At 71.7% G+C, this 15,348-nt stretch carries 15 protein-coding genes and 1 tRNA gene; 10 read left to right on the top strand and 6 right to left on the bottom strand.

Annotated features, from left to right (window positions below; genetic code table 11):
• The first annotated feature begins 112 nt into the window (after positions 1 to 112).
• The 3 genes from pheA (at position 113) to GTW43_RS04225 (ending at position 3,805) form a co-directional block, all read left to right on the top strand.
• Positions 113 to 1,048 carry a prephenate dehydratase gene (pheA, locus tag GTW43_RS04235; RefSeq protein ID WP_161300258.1) on the top strand — a complete coding sequence of 312 codons (936 nt, stop codon included), beginning with the start codon at positions 113 to 115 and terminating at the stop codon, positions 1,046 to 1,048.
• A gap of 615 nt (positions 1,049 to 1,663) precedes the next feature.
• Entirely contained in the window at positions 1,664 to 2,935 is a 1,272-nt protein-coding gene (gene serS, locus GTW43_RS04230; RefSeq protein ID WP_161300257.1) for a serine--tRNA ligase, read from the top strand.
• Positions 2,936 to 2,980: 45 nt separating this feature from the next.
• Positions 2,981 to 3,805 carry an HAD family hydrolase gene (locus tag GTW43_RS04225; protein ID WP_161300256.1) on the top strand — a complete coding sequence of 275 codons (825 nt, stop codon included), beginning with the start codon at positions 2,981 to 2,983 and terminating at the stop codon, positions 3,803 to 3,805.
• A 66-nt stretch (positions 3,806 to 3,871) separates the two neighbouring features.
• Here the strand turns inward: GTW43_RS04225 and GTW43_RS04220 are convergent.
• The 6 genes from GTW43_RS04220 to GTW43_RS04200 all read right to left on the bottom strand — a co-directional run bounded on the left by GTW43_RS04220 (position 3,872) and on the right by GTW43_RS04200 (position 8,168).
• Positions 3,872 to 3,956 (bottom strand) — tRNA-Ser (locus tag GTW43_RS04220).
• Positions 3,957 to 4,217: 261 nt separating this feature from the next.
• Positions 4,218 to 4,523 (bottom strand): hypothetical protein, encoded by a 306-nt coding sequence (locus GTW43_RS37405; RefSeq protein WP_202501022.1) that lies wholly within the window; start codon positions 4,521 to 4,523, stop codon positions 4,218 to 4,220.
• 103 nt (positions 4,524 to 4,626) lie between these two features.
• Positions 4,627 to 5,346 carry an ABC transporter permease gene (locus GTW43_RS04215; RefSeq protein WP_161300255.1) on the bottom strand — a complete coding sequence of 240 codons (720 nt, stop codon included), beginning with the start codon at positions 5,344 to 5,346 and terminating at the stop codon, positions 4,627 to 4,629.
• A gap of 20 nt (positions 5,347 to 5,366) precedes the next feature.
• Entirely contained in the window at positions 5,367 to 6,278 is a 912-nt protein-coding gene (locus GTW43_RS04210; RefSeq protein WP_161300254.1) for an ABC transporter ATP-binding protein, read from the bottom strand.
• A complete protein-coding gene (locus GTW43_RS04205) occupies positions 6,275 to 7,177 on the bottom strand; it encodes an ABC transporter permease subunit (protein ID WP_161300253.1) in 903 nt (300 codons plus the stop codon). The genes GTW43_RS04210 and GTW43_RS04205 overlap by 4 nt, the downstream gene beginning before the upstream one ends.
• The gene (locus GTW43_RS04200) at positions 7,167 to 8,168 is read right to left on the bottom strand and encodes an ABC transporter ATP-binding protein (RefSeq protein ID WP_161300265.1); all 1,002 of its coding nucleotides are present in this window, start codon (positions 8,166 to 8,168) and stop codon (positions 7,167 to 7,169) included. The genes GTW43_RS04205 and GTW43_RS04200 overlap by 11 nt, the downstream gene beginning before the upstream one ends.
• 294 nt (positions 8,169 to 8,462) lie before the next feature.
• Here GTW43_RS04200 and GTW43_RS04195 point away from each other — a divergent pair, with 294 nt between their 5' ends.
• The 7 genes from GTW43_RS04195 to GTW43_RS04165 all read left to right on the top strand — a co-directional run bounded on the left by GTW43_RS04195 (position 8,463) and on the right by GTW43_RS04165 (position 15,321).
• Positions 8,463 to 9,305: a M24 family metallopeptidase gene (locus GTW43_RS04195; RefSeq protein WP_161300252.1), complete on the top strand. Its 843-nt coding sequence runs from the start codon at positions 8,463 to 8,465 to the stop codon at positions 9,303 to 9,305.
• Entirely contained in the window at positions 9,305 to 11,086 is a 1,782-nt protein-coding gene (locus GTW43_RS04190) for an SDR family oxidoreductase (protein ID WP_202501008.1), read from the top strand. The genes GTW43_RS04195 and GTW43_RS04190 overlap by 1 nt, the downstream gene beginning before the upstream one ends.
• A gap of 120 nt (positions 11,087 to 11,206) precedes the next feature.
• Positions 11,207 to 12,130 (top strand): MerR family transcriptional regulator, encoded by a 924-nt coding sequence (locus GTW43_RS04185; RefSeq protein WP_161300251.1) that lies wholly within the window; start codon positions 11,207 to 11,209, stop codon positions 12,128 to 12,130.
• Positions 12,131 to 12,272: 142 nt separating this feature from the next.
• A complete protein-coding gene (locus GTW43_RS04180) occupies positions 12,273 to 12,815 on the top strand; it encodes an RNA 2'-phosphotransferase (RefSeq protein ID WP_161300250.1) in 543 nt (180 codons plus the stop codon).
• Positions 12,816 to 12,850: 35 nt separating this feature from the next.
• Entirely contained in the window at positions 12,851 to 13,318 is a 468-nt protein-coding gene (locus GTW43_RS04175; protein WP_161300249.1) for a hypothetical protein, read from the top strand.
• Positions 13,319 to 13,384: 66 nt separating this feature from the next.
• On the top strand, positions 13,385 to 14,326 hold the full coding sequence (locus GTW43_RS04170; protein ID WP_161300248.1) for an LLM class flavin-dependent oxidoreductase: 942 nt from the start codon (positions 13,385 to 13,387) through the stop codon (positions 14,324 to 14,326).
• Positions 14,327 to 14,436: 110 nt separating this feature from the next.
• The gene (locus GTW43_RS04165; RefSeq protein WP_161300247.1) at positions 14,437 to 15,321 is read left to right on the top strand and encodes an HAD hydrolase family protein; all 885 of its coding nucleotides are present in this window, start codon (positions 14,437 to 14,439) and stop codon (positions 15,319 to 15,321) included.
• Positions 15,322 to 15,348 lie beyond the last annotated feature (27 nt).

Genomic DNA, 15,348 nt, shown 5'->3' with positions numbered 1-15,348 from the left:
CAACCGACGACAACGCCGCAGGTCGGCGTGCCGGACCCCGCGTCCGCGACATGATCCGCCGGGCAGGCCCTAGCCGTCGGCGAGCCGGAGCGAGCCCCATTAGGGTGACGTCATGCCAGCCAGCTACGCGTATCTCGGCCCCGAGGGCACCTTCACCGAAGTCGCCCTGCGCACGCTTCCGGAGGCGGCCACCCGGGAGCTGGTCCCCGTCGTGTCCGTGCCCGCCGCGCTCGACGCCGTCCGCAGCGGCGAGGCGGAGGCGGCGTTCGTGCCGATCGAGAACTCGGTCGAGGGCGGCATCACGACGACCCTCGACGAGCTGGTCGCGGGCGAGCCGCTGATGATCTACCGCGAGGTGCTGCTCGACATCACCTTCGCGCTGCTGGTGCGGCCCGGCACCCGGCTGACGGACGTCAAGACGGTCACCGCGCATCCCGCGGCGCAGCCGCAGGTCCGCAACTGGATGAAGACGCATCTGTCCGCGGACGTCGCCTGGGAGTCCGCGGCGTCCAACGCGGACGGGGCACGGCTCGTGCAGGAGGGGCGGTACGACGCCGCGTTCGCCGGGGTCTTCGCGGCCGAGCGCTACGGGCTCACGCCGCTGGTGACCGACATCCACGACGCGGAGAACGCGCAGACCCGCTTCGTCCTGGTCGGCCGTCCCGCCCGGCCCGCGGCGCCGACCGGCGCGGACAAGACGTCCGTGGTCATCTGGCAGCGCGAGGACCACCCCGGCGGTCTGATGCAGCTCCTCCAGGAGTTCGCGATCCGCGGGGTCAACCTGGTGCTGCTGCAGTCCCGGCCCACGGGCACGGGCATCGGCGACTACTGCTTCGCGATCGACGCCGAGGGCCACATCTCGGACCGCCGGGTCGCCGAGGCGCTCATGGGGCTGAAGCGCGCGTGCCCGCAGGTGCGCTTCCTCGGCTCCTACCCGCGCGCGGGGGTGTCTGCCGCCGAGGTGACGGCACCGCGGCCCGGTACGTCGGACGGTGAGTTCGTGTCGGCGTCCGACTGGCTCGCGCGCTGCCAGGACGGCCGTTTCTGAGGTTTGTCCACCGGTGAGAGGGGCCGAGCTCTGCCCGCAGAGCCGGTCCTACCAGCGGATTTTCTTCATCCACAGAAGTTATCCACAGGTGGCCTTCTCGACCTGGGGACAAGTCGACAGGATCAGCTGACATGGTCGACAAATCGCCCCACGGGGCCCAAGTCCCTCCACAGCCCCGCACGTCACCCCTCGTCCACCCATTTCCTTTGATCAACTCTTTGGAGTGAAGCATTTCCACCCGAAAGTGAGCGCGAAACGGGTTTGCCCCGGGAATCCCTCGCCGCACATGCGGCTTTCGGAATGATCTCTTCCGTAGTCCACAGCCCCCTCGCACAGCCTGTGGATAACTCGAGGAATGCGGGACCTCCTGTGGACAGCACCTCCCCAAATCCCCTGCTCCCCAGGGGAGTCACGTCAAGGAACCGCACCGCCGCCGCACCGGTTCGGGGAATGGCGGGCTTTTCCTTGACGGAAGTCGCACAGGGCTCACAGAGATCGCTCCGGGGCACTTCCGGGCGCGTTCCACTCTAAATTCACATTCCGGCAAATAGGGCATAAAGCAACGCAACGGATATCGGGTCGTGAGCCGGAAGCGGGCACCGGTAGCCTTGAGGGGTGATTGACCTTCGCCTGCTCCGTGAGGACCCCGACCGTGTTCGCGCCTCCCAGCGCGCCCGTGGAGAGGACGTCGCCCTCGTCGACTCCGTCCTGTCCGCCGATGAGCGCCGCCGGTCCTCCGGCCTGCGCGCCGACGCGCTGCGCTCGGAGCGCAAGGCACTCAGCAAGCTGATGGGCAAGGCCACGCCCGAGGAGCGCGCCGAGCTGCTCCAGAAGGGCGAGACCCTCAAGACGGACGTGAAGGCCGCCGAGGCCGAGCAGCGCGACGCCGAGGAGGAGACCCAGCGTCTCGCCCTCCGGCTGGGGAACATCGTGCACGCGGACGTCCCGCAGGGCGGCGAGGAGGACTTCGTCGTCCTCGAGACGCACGGCACCATCCGTGACTTCGGCGCCGAGGGCTTCGCGCCCAAGGACCACCTGGAGCTCGGCGAGGCGCTCGGCGCCATCGACGTGGAGCGCGGCGCGAAGGTCTCCGGCTCGCGCTTCTACTACCTGACGGGCGTCGGCGCCCTGCTCGAGCTCGCCCTCGTCAACGCGGCGATCGCGCAGGCCACCGAGGCCGGCTTCACGCCGATGCTCACCCCCGCCCTGGTGCGCCCGCGCGCCATGGAGGGCACCGGCTTCCTCGGCCAGGCCGCGGAGAACGTGTACCACCTGGAGAAGGACGACTACTACCTGGTCGGCACCTCCGAGGTCCCGCTCGCCGCGTACCACATGGACGAGATCGTCGAGGCGAACCAGCTGCCGCTGCGCTACGCGGGCTTCTCGCCCTGCTTCCGCCGCGAGGCCGGTACGTACGGCAAGGACACCCGCGGCATCTTCCGTGTGCACCAGTTCGACAAGGTCGAGATGTTCTCGTACGTCGACCCGGCGGACGCGGAGAACGAGCACCGGCGGCTCCTGGAGTGGGAGAAGCAGTGGCTGACCTCGCTCGAGCTGCCCTTCCAGGTGATCGACGTGGCCACGGGCGACCTGGGCTCCTCGGCCTCGCGCAAGTTCGACTGCGAGGCCTGGATCCCGACCCAGGGCAAGTACCGCGAGCTGACCTCGGCGTCCAACTGCGACGGGTTCCAGGCGCGCCGCCTGTCGATCCGGATGCGGGAGGGCAAGAAGGTCCAGCCGCTCGCGACGCTGAACGGCACGCTGTGCGCCGTTCCGCGCACGATCGTCGCCATCCTGGAGAATCACCAGCAGGCCGACGGCTCCGTGCGAGTGCCCGAGGTGCTGCGTCCGTACCTGGGGGGACGAACCGTTCTGGAACCCAAGTAAGGCGTTCCGAACCCCACGCAAGAACCGTCTGGAGCCGAACCCCAAGTGAGCCAGCCCGCTCCGATCGCCGCCGCCTTTCCGTACCAGCTCGTCGCGACCGACCTCGACGGGACGCTGCTGCGCCCCGACGACACGGTCTCGCAGCGCACGCGTGAGGCGCTCGCCGCGGTCACCGCGGCGGGTGCGGCGCACATCATCGTCACCGGCCGGGCCGTGCCCTGGACCCGGCACATCCTCGACGACCTCGGTTACGAGGGACTCGCGGTGTGCGGCCAGGGCGCGCAGCTCTACCACGCCGGGGAGCACCGGCTGCTGACATCGGTGACGCTCGACCGGCAGCTCGCCGGGCTCGCCCTGTCCAAGATCGAGGCCGAGACCGGCCCGCTGGCGATCGCCGCGAGCCGGGACGGCATCGAGGGCGAGGTGATCGTCGGGCCCGGCTACCGGGTGCAGGAGGGTCCGCTCCCGGTCGTCCCGTTCACGGACGTCGCGGACCTGTGGTCGGCTCCGCTCAACAAGGTCTACGTGCAGCACCCGGACCTCACGGACGACGAGTTGGCCATGATCGCGCGCAGCGTGGCGGGCGACCTCGTGGGCGTCACGATGGCCGGCCCCGGCGTCGTGGAGCTGCTGCCGCTCGGCCTGTCGAAGGCCACCGGGCTGTCGCTCGCGGCGCGCCGCCTCGGCGTGAAGGCCGCGCACACGATCGCGTTCGGCGACATGCCCAACGACATCCCGATGTTCGGCTGGTCCGCGCACGGCGTGGCCATGGCCAACGCCCATGCCGAGCTGAAGTCCGTGGCCGACGAGGTGACGACGTCGAACGCGGACGACGGCATCGCGGTGGTCCTGGAGCGCCTGCTCGGCTGACGCCGCACCCGGCACCCGCCGGTCCGGTCCGGCATGGTCCGGCCTTGTCCTGGCCTGTCGTTCTTGCGGAGGATGCGCGGATCGAACGCGCGCGGGGGTCACCCCGACCACGGCTTAGCAAGCCGGTGCCTTACCACTCGGCCAATCCTCCGGGTGGGCGGCCCACGTGCCGCGGAGGGCACGTGCTCGAAGCGGCCGCCCCGGGCAGCACCCCCGTGGGCGGGGCTCGACGGAGTGCAGTGACTACTCCGGAGCCTGCCTCGGGCTGCCCTGCCGGGAGCTCGACGGACTACTGCTGATCATCGTCGCGCTCCTCTCCCGGTAGACGGCCGCCGGGCCTCGGGGTCCGGCGGGCGGTGACACAACTACTGTGCCTCGCGCGCCCGTTCACCGCCACCCAATAAATCCGGGCTCAGCGGCGGCGCCGTCTGCGGCGCCGGGCCTTGCTGAAGAACCATCCCGCGGGCGGCTCGTCGGACCGCCACGGCTGCGGGTCCGGGGCGCCCTCGCGCCAGCGGGCCGCGAGCATGCGCGCCCGCGCCGAGGGCTCCTGCGTCCCGGCCGCGCGGATGAAGTCGGCGTCCAGCTCGACGTCGTCCCACGCCCTGTCGCCCTGCTCGTGGTCGTGGTCGTCGTGGTCGTCGTAGTCGCGCTCGTGGTCGTGCTCGTGGTCGTCCCGGCCGGGCTGGTCCCCCTCGTGGATCGGCTCGGATGCCATCGCAGGTCCTCCTCGGGCCGCGTACGGACAGCGCACCCTCCCCCCAGTGTCCGGGTGGGAGGGTGAACGTGGCGTCAAGACGCCGGCACGGCCGGCGGGCGGGCTACTCCTCGCCCGCCAGGGTCAGCGACCTCAGCTTCTGCCCGGCGTACCAGGTGGCCAGCACGGTCACGCCGACGAGCAGGACGGTCGCCAGCGGCAGCCCCACGTCCGAGGTGACGAGGTCGCCGCCCGCCACCTTCTGGGCGACGGCCAGGGACCACTGCTGCACGCTGAGCGTGCGCGCGCCGGACACCAGCGAGCCGAAGAGGGCCTCCCACACGAGCGCGTAGACGAGACCGAAGACGACGGCGTGCCGGGTCACCGTGCCGAGCAGCAGGAAGATCGCGGCGTACGCGATGGAGGCGACCAGGGCCGCGACCGTGTAGGCGACGGCGATCTGCTGCCCGTTCCCGTTGAGGATCAGGCCGGCGATCAGGGTCGGGACGGCGGAGAACACCATGGTGACGCCGACGGCCACGATGAGCTTCGTGAAGATGATCGTGGGCCGCTTGACCGGCTTGGACAGCAGATAGACCACGGAGCCGTCGTCGATCTCGGGCCCGATCGCGCCCGTGCCCGCGATGACGCCGATGAGCGGCACCATCGTGGCGAGCGCGAAGCCGCCGAGGACGTCGGACGCGGTCTGGTCGTCGGCGCCCGTGAGCCCGCGCACCAGCGCCGAGATGGCGACGAGCAGGACGGGCAGGGCGAAGAGGATCAGCGCACGGCGGCGGCCGAGCAGAGCCCGGTAGGTGAGCCGGGCGACAGTGGGGTCGTACATCAGGGCCTCCTACGCCGTGACTAGGCCGCGACCAGGTAAGAGAAGACGGACTCGAGGGACTCGTCGGACGGCGAGACCGTGAGCAGGCGGATGCCGTGCTCGCGCGCCACCTTGGGGAGCAGAGCGGTGAACCGGCCGAAGTCGACGGCCTGGATGCGCAGCGCGCCCTCCTTGAGGTCGACCTCGATGCCCGCCGTGGAAGGGTCGGCGATCAGTGCGGCGGCCAGCGCCCGGTCGTCGCTGGAGCGGATCAGGTAGCGGTGCGGGCGGTCGGTCATCAGGCGGCGGATCCGCCGGAAGTCACCGCTGGCCGCGTGCCGTCCGGCGACGATCACCTCGATGTGCGAGGCCAGCTGCTCGACCTCCTCGAGGATGTGCGAGGAGAAGAGCACGGTGCGGCCCTCGTCGCCCATGCGCCGCAGGAGGTCCATGAGCTGCATGCGCTGGCGCGGGTCCATGCCGTTGAACGGCTCGTCCAGGAGCAGCACGGACGGCTCGTGGACGAGCGCGGAGGCCATCTTCACGCGCTGGCGCATGCCCTTGGAGTACGTCGAGATCTTGCGGTCCTGCGCGTACTCCATCTCGACGGTGGCGAGCGCGTGCTGCGCCTCCTTCTTGCCGAGGCCGTGCAGTTCCGCGTTGGCGACGACGAACTCGCTGCCGGTGAGGAAGTCGTACATCGCCTCGCGCTCGGGGACGATCCCGATGTGGCGGTAGATCTGTTCGTTGCGCCAGATCGGCTGCCCGTCGAGGGTCACCGTGCCGTTGGAGGGGGCGAGGAAGCCGCCCATCATGTTGATCAGCGTGGACTTTCCCGCGCCGTTGGGGCCGAGGAGTCCGGTGACGCCGGGGCCGATCGTCATGGTGACGTCGTTGACGGCGACCACGTTGCCGAACCAGCGCGAGACGTGGTCGATGTTGATGGCAGTCACAGTCCGACCTTCCGGTAGCGGCGCATCAGGAGGCCGTAGGAGCCGGCGATGAGTCCGAGGACGACGAGCAGGTAGACCACGCCCTGGCCGGCCGAGGGGCCGTGCGCGCCCGGGAAGGCGGACGTGGCGCCCAGGAAGGCGGTCTGGACGCCGTCGATGAGCGTGATCGGCGAGAACAGGCCGAGCCAGGACTCCGCGCTGCCGTTGTCCTGGGTGTCGGCGATCGCCTGGACGGTCGAGACCGCGCCGTAGGAGATCGTGAGGACGGCGATCACGGCGGCGATGCCGAAGCCGCGGCGCGGGGTGACGGCGGAGACGACGAGTCCGATGCCGGCGAAGAGCAGCGACAGCAGTGCCACGGAGACCAGTCCCTGGGCGAATCCCTTGGTCTGCTCGGCGAAGTCGAGCTTCGCGAGCAGGGCGCCCACGTAGAGGACGACGAGCGGTGCGGCGGTCAGGACGAACAGGGCCGACGTCATGGCGGCGAACTTCGCGGCCACGTAGTCACCGCGCTCGATGGGGCGCGAGAAGTAGAGCGGCACCGACTTGAAGCGCAGGTCGCGGGAGACCGCCTGCGGTGCCTGCGACGCCACGTAGAGGCCGATCACGGCCTGGAGGACGATCGCATAGCGCGTGTAGTCGAGCGGGAGGTCCTTCGCCTTGGTGGCGACGGCGACCGCGACCATGATGAGCGCGGGGACGCACATCACCACGAAGAGCAGCATCGGCAGCACCTTGGACTTGGCCGAGCGGCCCAGTCCGTACGCGCCCCGCAGGCTCTGCGAGAAGAGCGAGCGCCGGGCGTACGCGCGGCCCAGGCGGGCGCCGTCGTAGTGGCGGTAGCCGATGTTGTGGATCCGGGTGGACGTGCGGTCCGTGGGCATGGGCTCAGTGGTCATCGTGGCCGCCTCCCGTCTGCTGTGCCGCCACGGGGGCGAGTGGTTCGGGCTGCTGTGCGCCTTCGTCGGCCGGCCGGAAGACCTCGGCGATGTGGTGGCGGCGCTGCTCCATGCGGACGAGGCCGAGGCCGAGGTCCGCGACGACGTCGCGCACGAGGTCGTAGGTCTGCTCGCCCTGGGCGGTGAGCAGCACGATGTGCCCCGCGCCGGGCAGTTCGCCACCGGTGTGGGTCTCGATGCCCTGCCGGGTGAGTGCGTCGCGCAACGCGCGCGTGCCGTCGGGGTGTTCGTCGCTGTCGGTCACCTCGACGGCGAGGGTCGCGGTGCTCTGGGTGAAGTCCTTGGTGGAGCTGGAGCGCAGGAGCTTGCCGCCGTCGATCACGACGACGTGGTCGCAGGTGCGCTCCAGCTCGCCGAGCAGGTGCGAGGTGACGAGCACGGAGATGCCGAAGTCGGAGTGGACCCGGCGGATCAGGTCGAGCATGTCGTCGCGGCCCACCGGGTCCAGGCCGTTGGTCGGCTCGTCCAGGAAGACCAGCTGCGGGTCGTGGACGAGGGCCTGGGCGAGCTTCACGCGCTGCTTCATGCCCGTCGAGTAGCCGCCGATGGGGCGGTAGCGCTCCTCGTACAGGCCGACGTGGCGCAGGGTGTCGGCGGTGCGCTCCCGCGCGGCGGTGGGCGGCAGGCCGGACATCCGCGCCATGTGGACGACGAACTCGGTGGCCGAGACGTCGGGCGGCAGGCAGTCGTGCTCCGGCATGTACCCGACCCGCTCGCGGATCTCGGCGCCCTTGGTCGCGACGTCGAGCCCGAGCACGGCGGCTCGGCCCTCCGAGGCGGGGGACAGACCAAGAAGAATCTTGATCATGGTGGACTTGCCGGCTCCATTGGCCCCGACGAGTCCGGTCACCCCGGGCTCGATGTCCATGGTCAGCCGGTCAAGCGCGGTCACCCTGGGGAACCGCTTGCTCAGGCTTTCGGTCGCGATCACAGTCACGGTTCGACGCTAGTGGCGCAGGCCACACGAAACGTCAGACCCTGGGCTCGACCTCGTATGGGACCTGAGTATTACGGGGCCCTAGGGGTCAGCCCCGAGTAGCCCGTCCCGGCCGCGGCCCGTCCCCCGTGACGGTGACGCGGTTGTCCACAACCGGGGTGCCGTCCACAGTCTGACGCAGGCCCCTTGACGTCGACGCCGGTCATTGTCACATTCATCAGTGTCAAGTTACGAGCGCGTACGGCGACGCCCCGGTCACGGGCGGCCGGAACCGGGACGGACGGTGGCATGACCACAGCGGTGGCACGGGAACTCTCGGCGGAGCTGCGCGGGTTCAGAGAGGTCCAGGCGCTCGCGTACGCGTGCGCGGAAGCGGTCGCGGCCCAGCTCAAGCCCGGCGTGACGGAGCGCGAGGCGGCCCGCATGCAGCGCGAGTGGCTGCGCGAGCACGGGGTGCGGGACTGGTTCCACCTGCCCTTCGCGTGGTTCGGGGACCGCACGGCGTTCGCGGGGTTCCGCGTGCCGCTGCAGTTCTTCCCGACGAACCGCAAGCTCGAGGCGGGCATGCCGTTCATCCTCGACATGGCGCCGGTCCACCGGGGGTACACGGCGGACATCGGCTACTCGGGCTGCCTCGGCCCCGACCCGCTGCACGCCAAGCTGCTCGCGGACCTGGAGCCGCACCGCGCGCTGATCCTGCGCGAGGTGCGCGAGCGCCGCTCGCTGCGGGAGATCTACGAGAGCGTGGACCGCCTGATGGTCCGCCAGGGCTATGCCAACCGGCACCGGGCCTACCCCTTCGGGGTCATCGCGCACAAGGTGGACCGGGTCAAGGAGCGCAGGCACGCCCCCACCCTGTTCGGTTTCGGCGTCCAGTCCCTGAAGGGCCTGGCGAGCGACGCGCTGCACGGGCACCGGGACGGCTGGTCCCCGCTGTGGTCCCCGTACCGGTTCTCCGACCATCCGCCGCAGCCCGGTCTGTGGGCGGTGGAGCCGCATCTGGGATTCCGCGGCACGGGCGCCAAGTTCGAGGAGATCCTCGTGGTCACGGACTCCGCGGACCCCGAGGAGAGCGCCTTTTGGCTGGACGACGATCTGCCGCACGTGCGGCGCTGGGCGGAGGGCATCTGATGACGGACCTGACGAAGATCCACGGGGCGCGGGAGCGCACGGTGGCCACGGGCGGGGTCGAGCTGTGCGTCCTGGAGCTCGGCGACGCCGCGCGCCCCACGGTCGTCCTGGTGCACGGCTACCCGGACTCCAAGGAGGTCTGGTCCGAGGTCGCCACGCGCCTGGCCGACCGCTTTCACGTGGTGCTCTACGACGTGCGCGGGATGGGCCGGTCCACGGCACCGACCCCGCTGCGCGGCGGCTTCACCCTGGAGAAGCTGACCGACGACTTCATGGCGGTCGTCGACGCCGTCAGCCCCGACCGGCCCGTCCACGTGGTGGGGCACGACTGGGGCTCCGTGCAGTCCTGGGAGTTCGTCACGGTCGAGCGCACCGAGGGCCGCATCGCGTCCTTCACCTCGATGTCGGGGCCGTCCCTCGACCACTTCGGGCACTGGATCAAGCGGCGCATGAAGCGGCCCACGCCCCGCAAGGTCGGCCAGCTGCTCGGCCAGGGCGCCAAGTCCTGGTACGTGTACATGCTGCACACGCCGGTCCTGCCGGAGCTGGCCTGGCGCGGGCCGCTGGGCAAGCGCTGGCCGAAGATCCTGGAGCGCGTCGAGCGCGTCCCCGCCGGCGACTACCCGACGGCCTCGCTGCCCACCGACGCCGCCCGCGGCGCCTGGCTCTACCGGGACAACGTGCGCGCGCGGCTGAGCCACCCGCGCGAGGACGCGTACGCGCACGCGCCCGTGCAGCTCATCACGCCGCTCGGGGACGCCTTCCTGTCTCCGCAGCTGTACGACCAGCTGGAGCTGTGGGCGCCGCAGCTGACCCGGCGCTCGCTGCCCGCCAAGCACTGGGTGCCGCGCACCCGGCCCGACCAGCTCACCGCCTGGATCGGCGAGTTCGTGACGGCGAACGAGGAGCGCACGTCGGGCCTGCCGGTGCGGCGTGCGGCGGCCTCCGGCAGACACGCGGACCGGTTCGGCGGCCAGCTGGTGCTCGTCACGGGCGCGGGCAGTGGCATCGGCCGGGCCACCGCGTTCGCGTTCGCCGAGGCGGGCGCGCGCGTGATCGCCGTGGACCGGGACGCGGAGAGCGCCGCGCGGACCGCCGAGATGGCCCGGCTGATCGGCGCGCCCGAGGCCTGGGCGGAGACCGTCGACGTCAGCGACGAGCAGGCCATGGAGCAGCTCGCCGAGAAGGTCGCGGCCGAGCACGGCGTCGTGGACGTGCTGGTGAACAACGCGGGCATCGGCCTGTCCGGCTCGTTCTTCGACACCACCCCGGAGGACTGGAAGAAGGTCCTCGACGTGAACCTGTGGGGGGTCATCCACGGATGCCGGCTGTTCGGCCGGCAGATGGCGGAGCGCGGACAGGGCGGCCACATCGTCAACACGGCCTCGGCGGCGGCGTTCCAGCCGTCCCGGGCGCTGCCCGCCTACAGCACCTCGAAGGCCGCCGTCCTCATGCTCAGCGAGTGCCTGCGCGCCGAGCTGTCAGGTCAGGGCATCGGCGTCTCGGCGATCTGCCCCGGCCTGGTGAACACGAACATCACGGCGACGGCCCGCTTCGCGGGCGCCGACGCCGAGGAGGAGAAGCGCCGCCAGAAGAAGTCCTCGCGCCTCTACGGCATCCGGAACTACCCGCCGGAGAAGGTCGCCGACGCCGTCCTGGACGCCGTCGTGCACGACAGAGCGGTCGTCCCGGTCACCCCGGAGGCGCGCGGCGCGCACCTCATGGCGCGCTTCGCGCCCCGCGCCCTGCGCCGGATCGCCCGGATGCAGCCGCCGCTGTGAGAGCGGGGAGGGGGACCGGGCGGCCCGGCGAGCAGGCCGGGCCGCGGACGTACGATCCCCCGCAGGAGGGTCTCCGTCGCCGAAGCGGGCGGGACCGGGCATGACCGAGGGGTGTGGGGCGTGACGGAGCAGTCGGTCGCGGAGTACCGGATCGAGGACCTGGCGCACCACAGCGGTGCCACGGTGCGCACCATCCGCGCCTATCAGGACCGCGGGCTGCTGCCGCGGCCCGAGCGGCGCGGCCGGGCGAACGTGTACACGGACACGCATCTGGCCCGGCTGCGGCAGATCGCCGATCTCCTGGACCGCGGGTACACCCTGGCGTCGATCAAGGAGCTGCTGGAGGCCTGGGACGCCGGGCGGGGGCTCGGCGGGGTGCTCGGGTTGGTCGCCGAGGTGGACAAGCCGTGGACGGACGAGCGGGCCGGCCGGATCTCGCGCGCGGAGCTCGACGCGCGGTTCGGCGGCGACCCCGACGAGGCGGCCGTGCGGGACGCGATCGAGCTCGGGGTGCTGGAGCGAGTGCCGGGCCGGGACGACGAGTTCCGGGTGCCGAGCCCCCAAGAGCTGGCCGTGGCCGTGGAGTTGTACGCGGCGGGCGTCCCGCTCTCCGCGATCGCGGGCCATCTGCGGGAGTTGAGGGGGCAGGTCGAGCACATCGCGGCCCGTTTCCTGGAGTTCACGACCGAGCACGTCTTCGCGCGCTATCTCGGCCCGCACCCGCCGACGGACGCGGAAGCCGCCGAGGCGGCGACGCTCGTGCGCCGGCTGCGGCCGCTCGCGCAGCAGTCGGTGGATGCCGAACTCGCGCGCGCGATGCGCCTGTTCGCCACCCAGCATCTGCATCGGCACCTGTCCCGGGGGCCGGGCGCCGATCTCACCGACGAGCCTCATTCCGTGACGGTACCGGCGGGGACAATGCAGGCCGTTCGGGCGCTGGTTGGCCAGGAGCAGGCGTCCGCGTTCATCGCCGCGGCGGCCGAACGTGAGGTACAAGCAAGGACATTGGACACATTGACCTCAAACCACCTCAACAATACCTAAGTTGAACAAGTCAGGCTTATCGCCTGTGAGTTGTCCACAGAATCGTCAATTCCCCTGTGGATAACGCGACTTGCTTGTGGATCAAACATGCGAGCCGAAAAATCCGAAGACGTCACCGGGACGTCAGAGGCATCCTGACGGCATGAACGACCGTCGCACCGTGAAGGTCTCGAAGTACCTCTCCCGCCACCTGAGACACCAGCCCGAGCGCATCGGACTGACCCCCGACGAGGCCGGCTGGGTGGAGATCACGGCGCTCCTCGCGGGCGCGGCGGGACACGGCTTCCCGATCACCCGCGCGGAGCTGGACCGCGCCGTCGCGGAGAACGACAAGCAGCGCTTCACCGTCGACGGCACCCGCATCCGGGCCAACCAGGGGCACACCATCGACGTCGACCTCGGCCTGGAGCCCGTCGCACCGCCCGCGTACCTGTACCACGGCACCGTGCCGCGCTTCCTGGCCGCGATCCGCGCCGAGGGCCTGCGCCCGATGGCCCGGCACGACGTGCACCTGTCCGCGGACCGGGAGACCGCCACCCGCGTCGGCGCCCGCCGCGGCCGCCCCGTCGTGCTGTCCGTCGACGCGGGCGCGATGCACCGCGACGGCCACGCCTTCCGCGTCAGCGCCAACGGCGTCTGGCTCACCGCCGCCGTCCCCGCGCGCTACCTGCGCTTCCCCGGCTGACCACGCCGTCACGGTCTGCGGCATCATCGACCGGTATGGACCAGGAACCCGGCGCGCTCCCGCATCTGCCCTCCACCGAGGCGGCCGTCACCGCGCTGCGCGCGCTCGCCGCCGAGGTCGGCGTGGAGTGCGAGGTCGAGCACGACATCGGCGCCGACCGCACCGCCCGCCGCAGCGCCTCGGGCGTGGGCACGACGACCGACGCGGACGGCTCGCTGCCGCACGAGGCGTACGTCGAGCTGGGCGGTTCGCCGCGGATCGACGTACGGCTGTTCCCGGAGGGGGACGCGCTGATCACCGTCGAGGGCGTCGAGTTCCACGACGTCCCGCGCGACGACGTGCCCCCGTTCCTGCGCTCCTGCTACGGCGGCCTCGCCCGGGTCCGCGGCCGCTTCTTCCCGCCCGGCTACCGGCTCGTCGTACCGGTGCCCGGCGACCGCACGTACAAGGAGATCGTGCTGGGGATCCAGCTGACCCCCTGGCTCAGCGCCCACGTGCGCTGACGGCGCGTCCGGCGCCGGACGGGGCACCGAGGGCACGCCCGGCGCGGGCCGCATACGCTCGCAGGCATGACCGACACGCCCCGTACGCCGCAGTCCCCGCTCCGCCTGAGCACCGTGATCCTGCCCCACCGCCGCTGGCACGAGGGCGCCCGCGAGACCTGGGTGCGCGCCGAGGAGCTCGGCTTCCACACCGCGTACACCTACGACCACCTGTCCTGGCGGGTGCCGTTCCGCGACGGGCCGTGGTTCGGCGCGATCCCGACCCTGACCGCGGCCGCCACGGCGACCGAGCGGCTGCGTCTGGGCACTCTGGTCACCTCGCCGAACTTCCGGCACCCCGTCACCCTCGCCAAGGAACTGATCTCCCTGGACGACATCTCCGGCGGCCGGATCACGCTCGGCATCGGCGCGGGCGGCACCGGTTTCGACGCCACCGCGCTCACCCACAGCGCACAGGAGCCGTGGACGCCGCGGGAGCGGGCCGACCGCCTCGCCGAGTTCGTCCCGCTGCTCGACCGGCTGCTCACCGAGGACACCGTGTCGTACGACGGCACGTTCTACTCGGCGGGCGGCGCGCAGAACGTCCCGGGCTGCGTGCAGCGCCCCCGGCTGCCGTTCGCGGTCGCGGCGACCGGGCCGCGCGGGCTGAAGCTCGCCGCCCGCCACGGGCAGGCCTGGGTGACCACGGGCGACCCCAAGCTGTTCGAGTCGGGCACCCCCGAGCAGTCGGTTCAGGCCATCCGCGGGCAGATCGAGAAGCTGACCGCCGCCTGCGACGCGGCCGGCCGGGACGTGGCCGGGCTGGGCAAGATCCTGCTGACCGGGTTCACCCCGGACCGGGCCCGTCTCCTGGACTCGGTCGACGCCTTCGTGGACTTCGCGGGCACCCACCGCGACCTGGGCTTCACCGAGCTCGTGCTGCACTGGCCGATCCCGGACACCCCCTTCGCGGCCGACCACAAGGTCTTCGAGTCCATCGCCACGGAGGCGCTCGCCCAGCTCGGCTGAGACCGGGCCCGCGGCGCGGCGGACCGGGCGGACCGGGCCGCCGTCCGGGCGGGGCACAGGCCCGGGGCGCGCACTCATCTGCGCGCCCCGCCGCACGGCCGTGCGTGCATATGCGCGACGATGGTCGGGTGACCTCCTCGACTCCTGGGCCCCGGACCCCGGCCCTCTCCGCGCCCCGGCTGATCGCCACGGACCTCGACGGCACTCTGCTGCACGACGACAAAACCGTTTCGCCCCGTACCGTCGCCGCGCTCGCCGCCGCCGAGCGGGCCGGCATCGAGGTCTTCTTCGTGACCGGCCGCCCCGCCCGCTGGATGGACGTGGTCAGCGACCATGTGCACGGCCACGGCCTGGCGATCTGCGGCAACGGCGCCGCCGTGGTGGACCTGCACGGCGGCCCCGGGCGGCACCGGTTCGTCACGATCCGCGAGCTGCCCGTGCCGGACGCGCTGGACGTCGTACGGATCCTGCGGGACGCGGCGCCGGGCACGTCGTTCGCCGTCGAGCGCACCGGCGGGCTGCACCACGAGCCGACGTACCCGCCGCTGCACCTCGACCCGGGCGAGAGCGTCGCCCCGGCGGAGAAGCTGCTCGCCGCCGGCCCCGGCGGGGCCGGGGACCAGCCCGTCCTCAAGGTGCTCGCCTACCACCCCGACCTCGACCCCGACGGGTTCCTGGCGCTCGCCCGCACGGCGGTCGGCGACCGGGCGTCCCTCACCCGCTCCAGCCCGAGCGCCCTGCTCGAGATCAGCGGCCGGTCCGTCTCCAAGGCCAGCACGCTCGCGCAGTGCTGTGCCGAACGGGGCATCTCGGCCGACGAGGTCGTCGCCTTCGGCGACATGCCCAACGACATGGAGATGCTCGCCTGGGCGGGCCGTTCCTACGCGATGGGCAACGCGCACCCGGACGTCCTGACCGCGGCGACCGGCCGCACCGCGACGAACAACGAGGACGGCGTGGCCCGCGTCATCGAGGAGATCCTCGCGGAGCGCTGACGGCACCCGGCGCGGCGGCCGCGCCCG

This window comes from Streptomyces sp. SID5785 (assembly GCF_009870065.1).
Taxonomy (GTDB): domain Bacteria; phylum Actinomycetota; class Actinomycetes; order Streptomycetales; family Streptomycetaceae; genus Streptomyces.
The sequence above is the reverse complement of the archived record's forward strand: the minus strand, read 5'-3'. Positions and strand labels throughout refer to the sequence as shown.

Excerpts from the sequence above, each read along its gene's own strand:
- GTW43_RS04205 (WP_161300253.1), bottom strand. The coding sequence starts at position 7,177 with ATGACCACTGAGCCCATGCCCACGGACCGCACGTCCACCCGGATCCAC.
- GTW43_RS04195 (WP_161300252.1), top strand. The coding sequence starts at position 8,463 with ATGACCACAGCGGTGGCACGGGAACTCTCGGCGGAGCTGCGCGGGTTC.
- pheA (WP_161300258.1), top strand. The coding sequence starts at position 113 with ATGCCAGCCAGCTACGCGTATCTCGGCCCCGAGGGCACCTTCACCGAA.
- GTW43_RS04215 (WP_161300255.1), bottom strand. The coding sequence starts at position 5,346 with ATGTACGACCCCACTGTCGCCCGGCTCACCTACCGGGCTCTGCTCGGC.
- GTW43_RS04170 (WP_161300248.1), top strand. The coding sequence starts at position 13,385 with ATGACCGACACGCCCCGTACGCCGCAGTCCCCGCTCCGCCTGAGCACC.
- GTW43_RS04190 (WP_202501008.1), top strand. The coding sequence starts at position 9,305 with ATGACGGACCTGACGAAGATCCACGGGGCGCGGGAGCGCACGGTGGCC.
- GTW43_RS37405 (WP_202501022.1), bottom strand. The coding sequence starts at position 4,523 with ATGGCATCCGAGCCGATCCACGAGGGGGACCAGCCCGGCCGGGACGAC.
- GTW43_RS04180 (WP_161300250.1), top strand. The coding sequence starts at position 12,273 with ATGAACGACCGTCGCACCGTGAAGGTCTCGAAGTACCTCTCCCGCCAC.
- GTW43_RS04175 (WP_161300249.1), top strand. The coding sequence starts at position 12,851 with ATGGACCAGGAACCCGGCGCGCTCCCGCATCTGCCCTCCACCGAGGCG.
- GTW43_RS04165 (WP_161300247.1), top strand. The coding sequence starts at position 14,437 with ATGCGCGACGATGGTCGGGTGACCTCCTCGACTCCTGGGCCCCGGACC.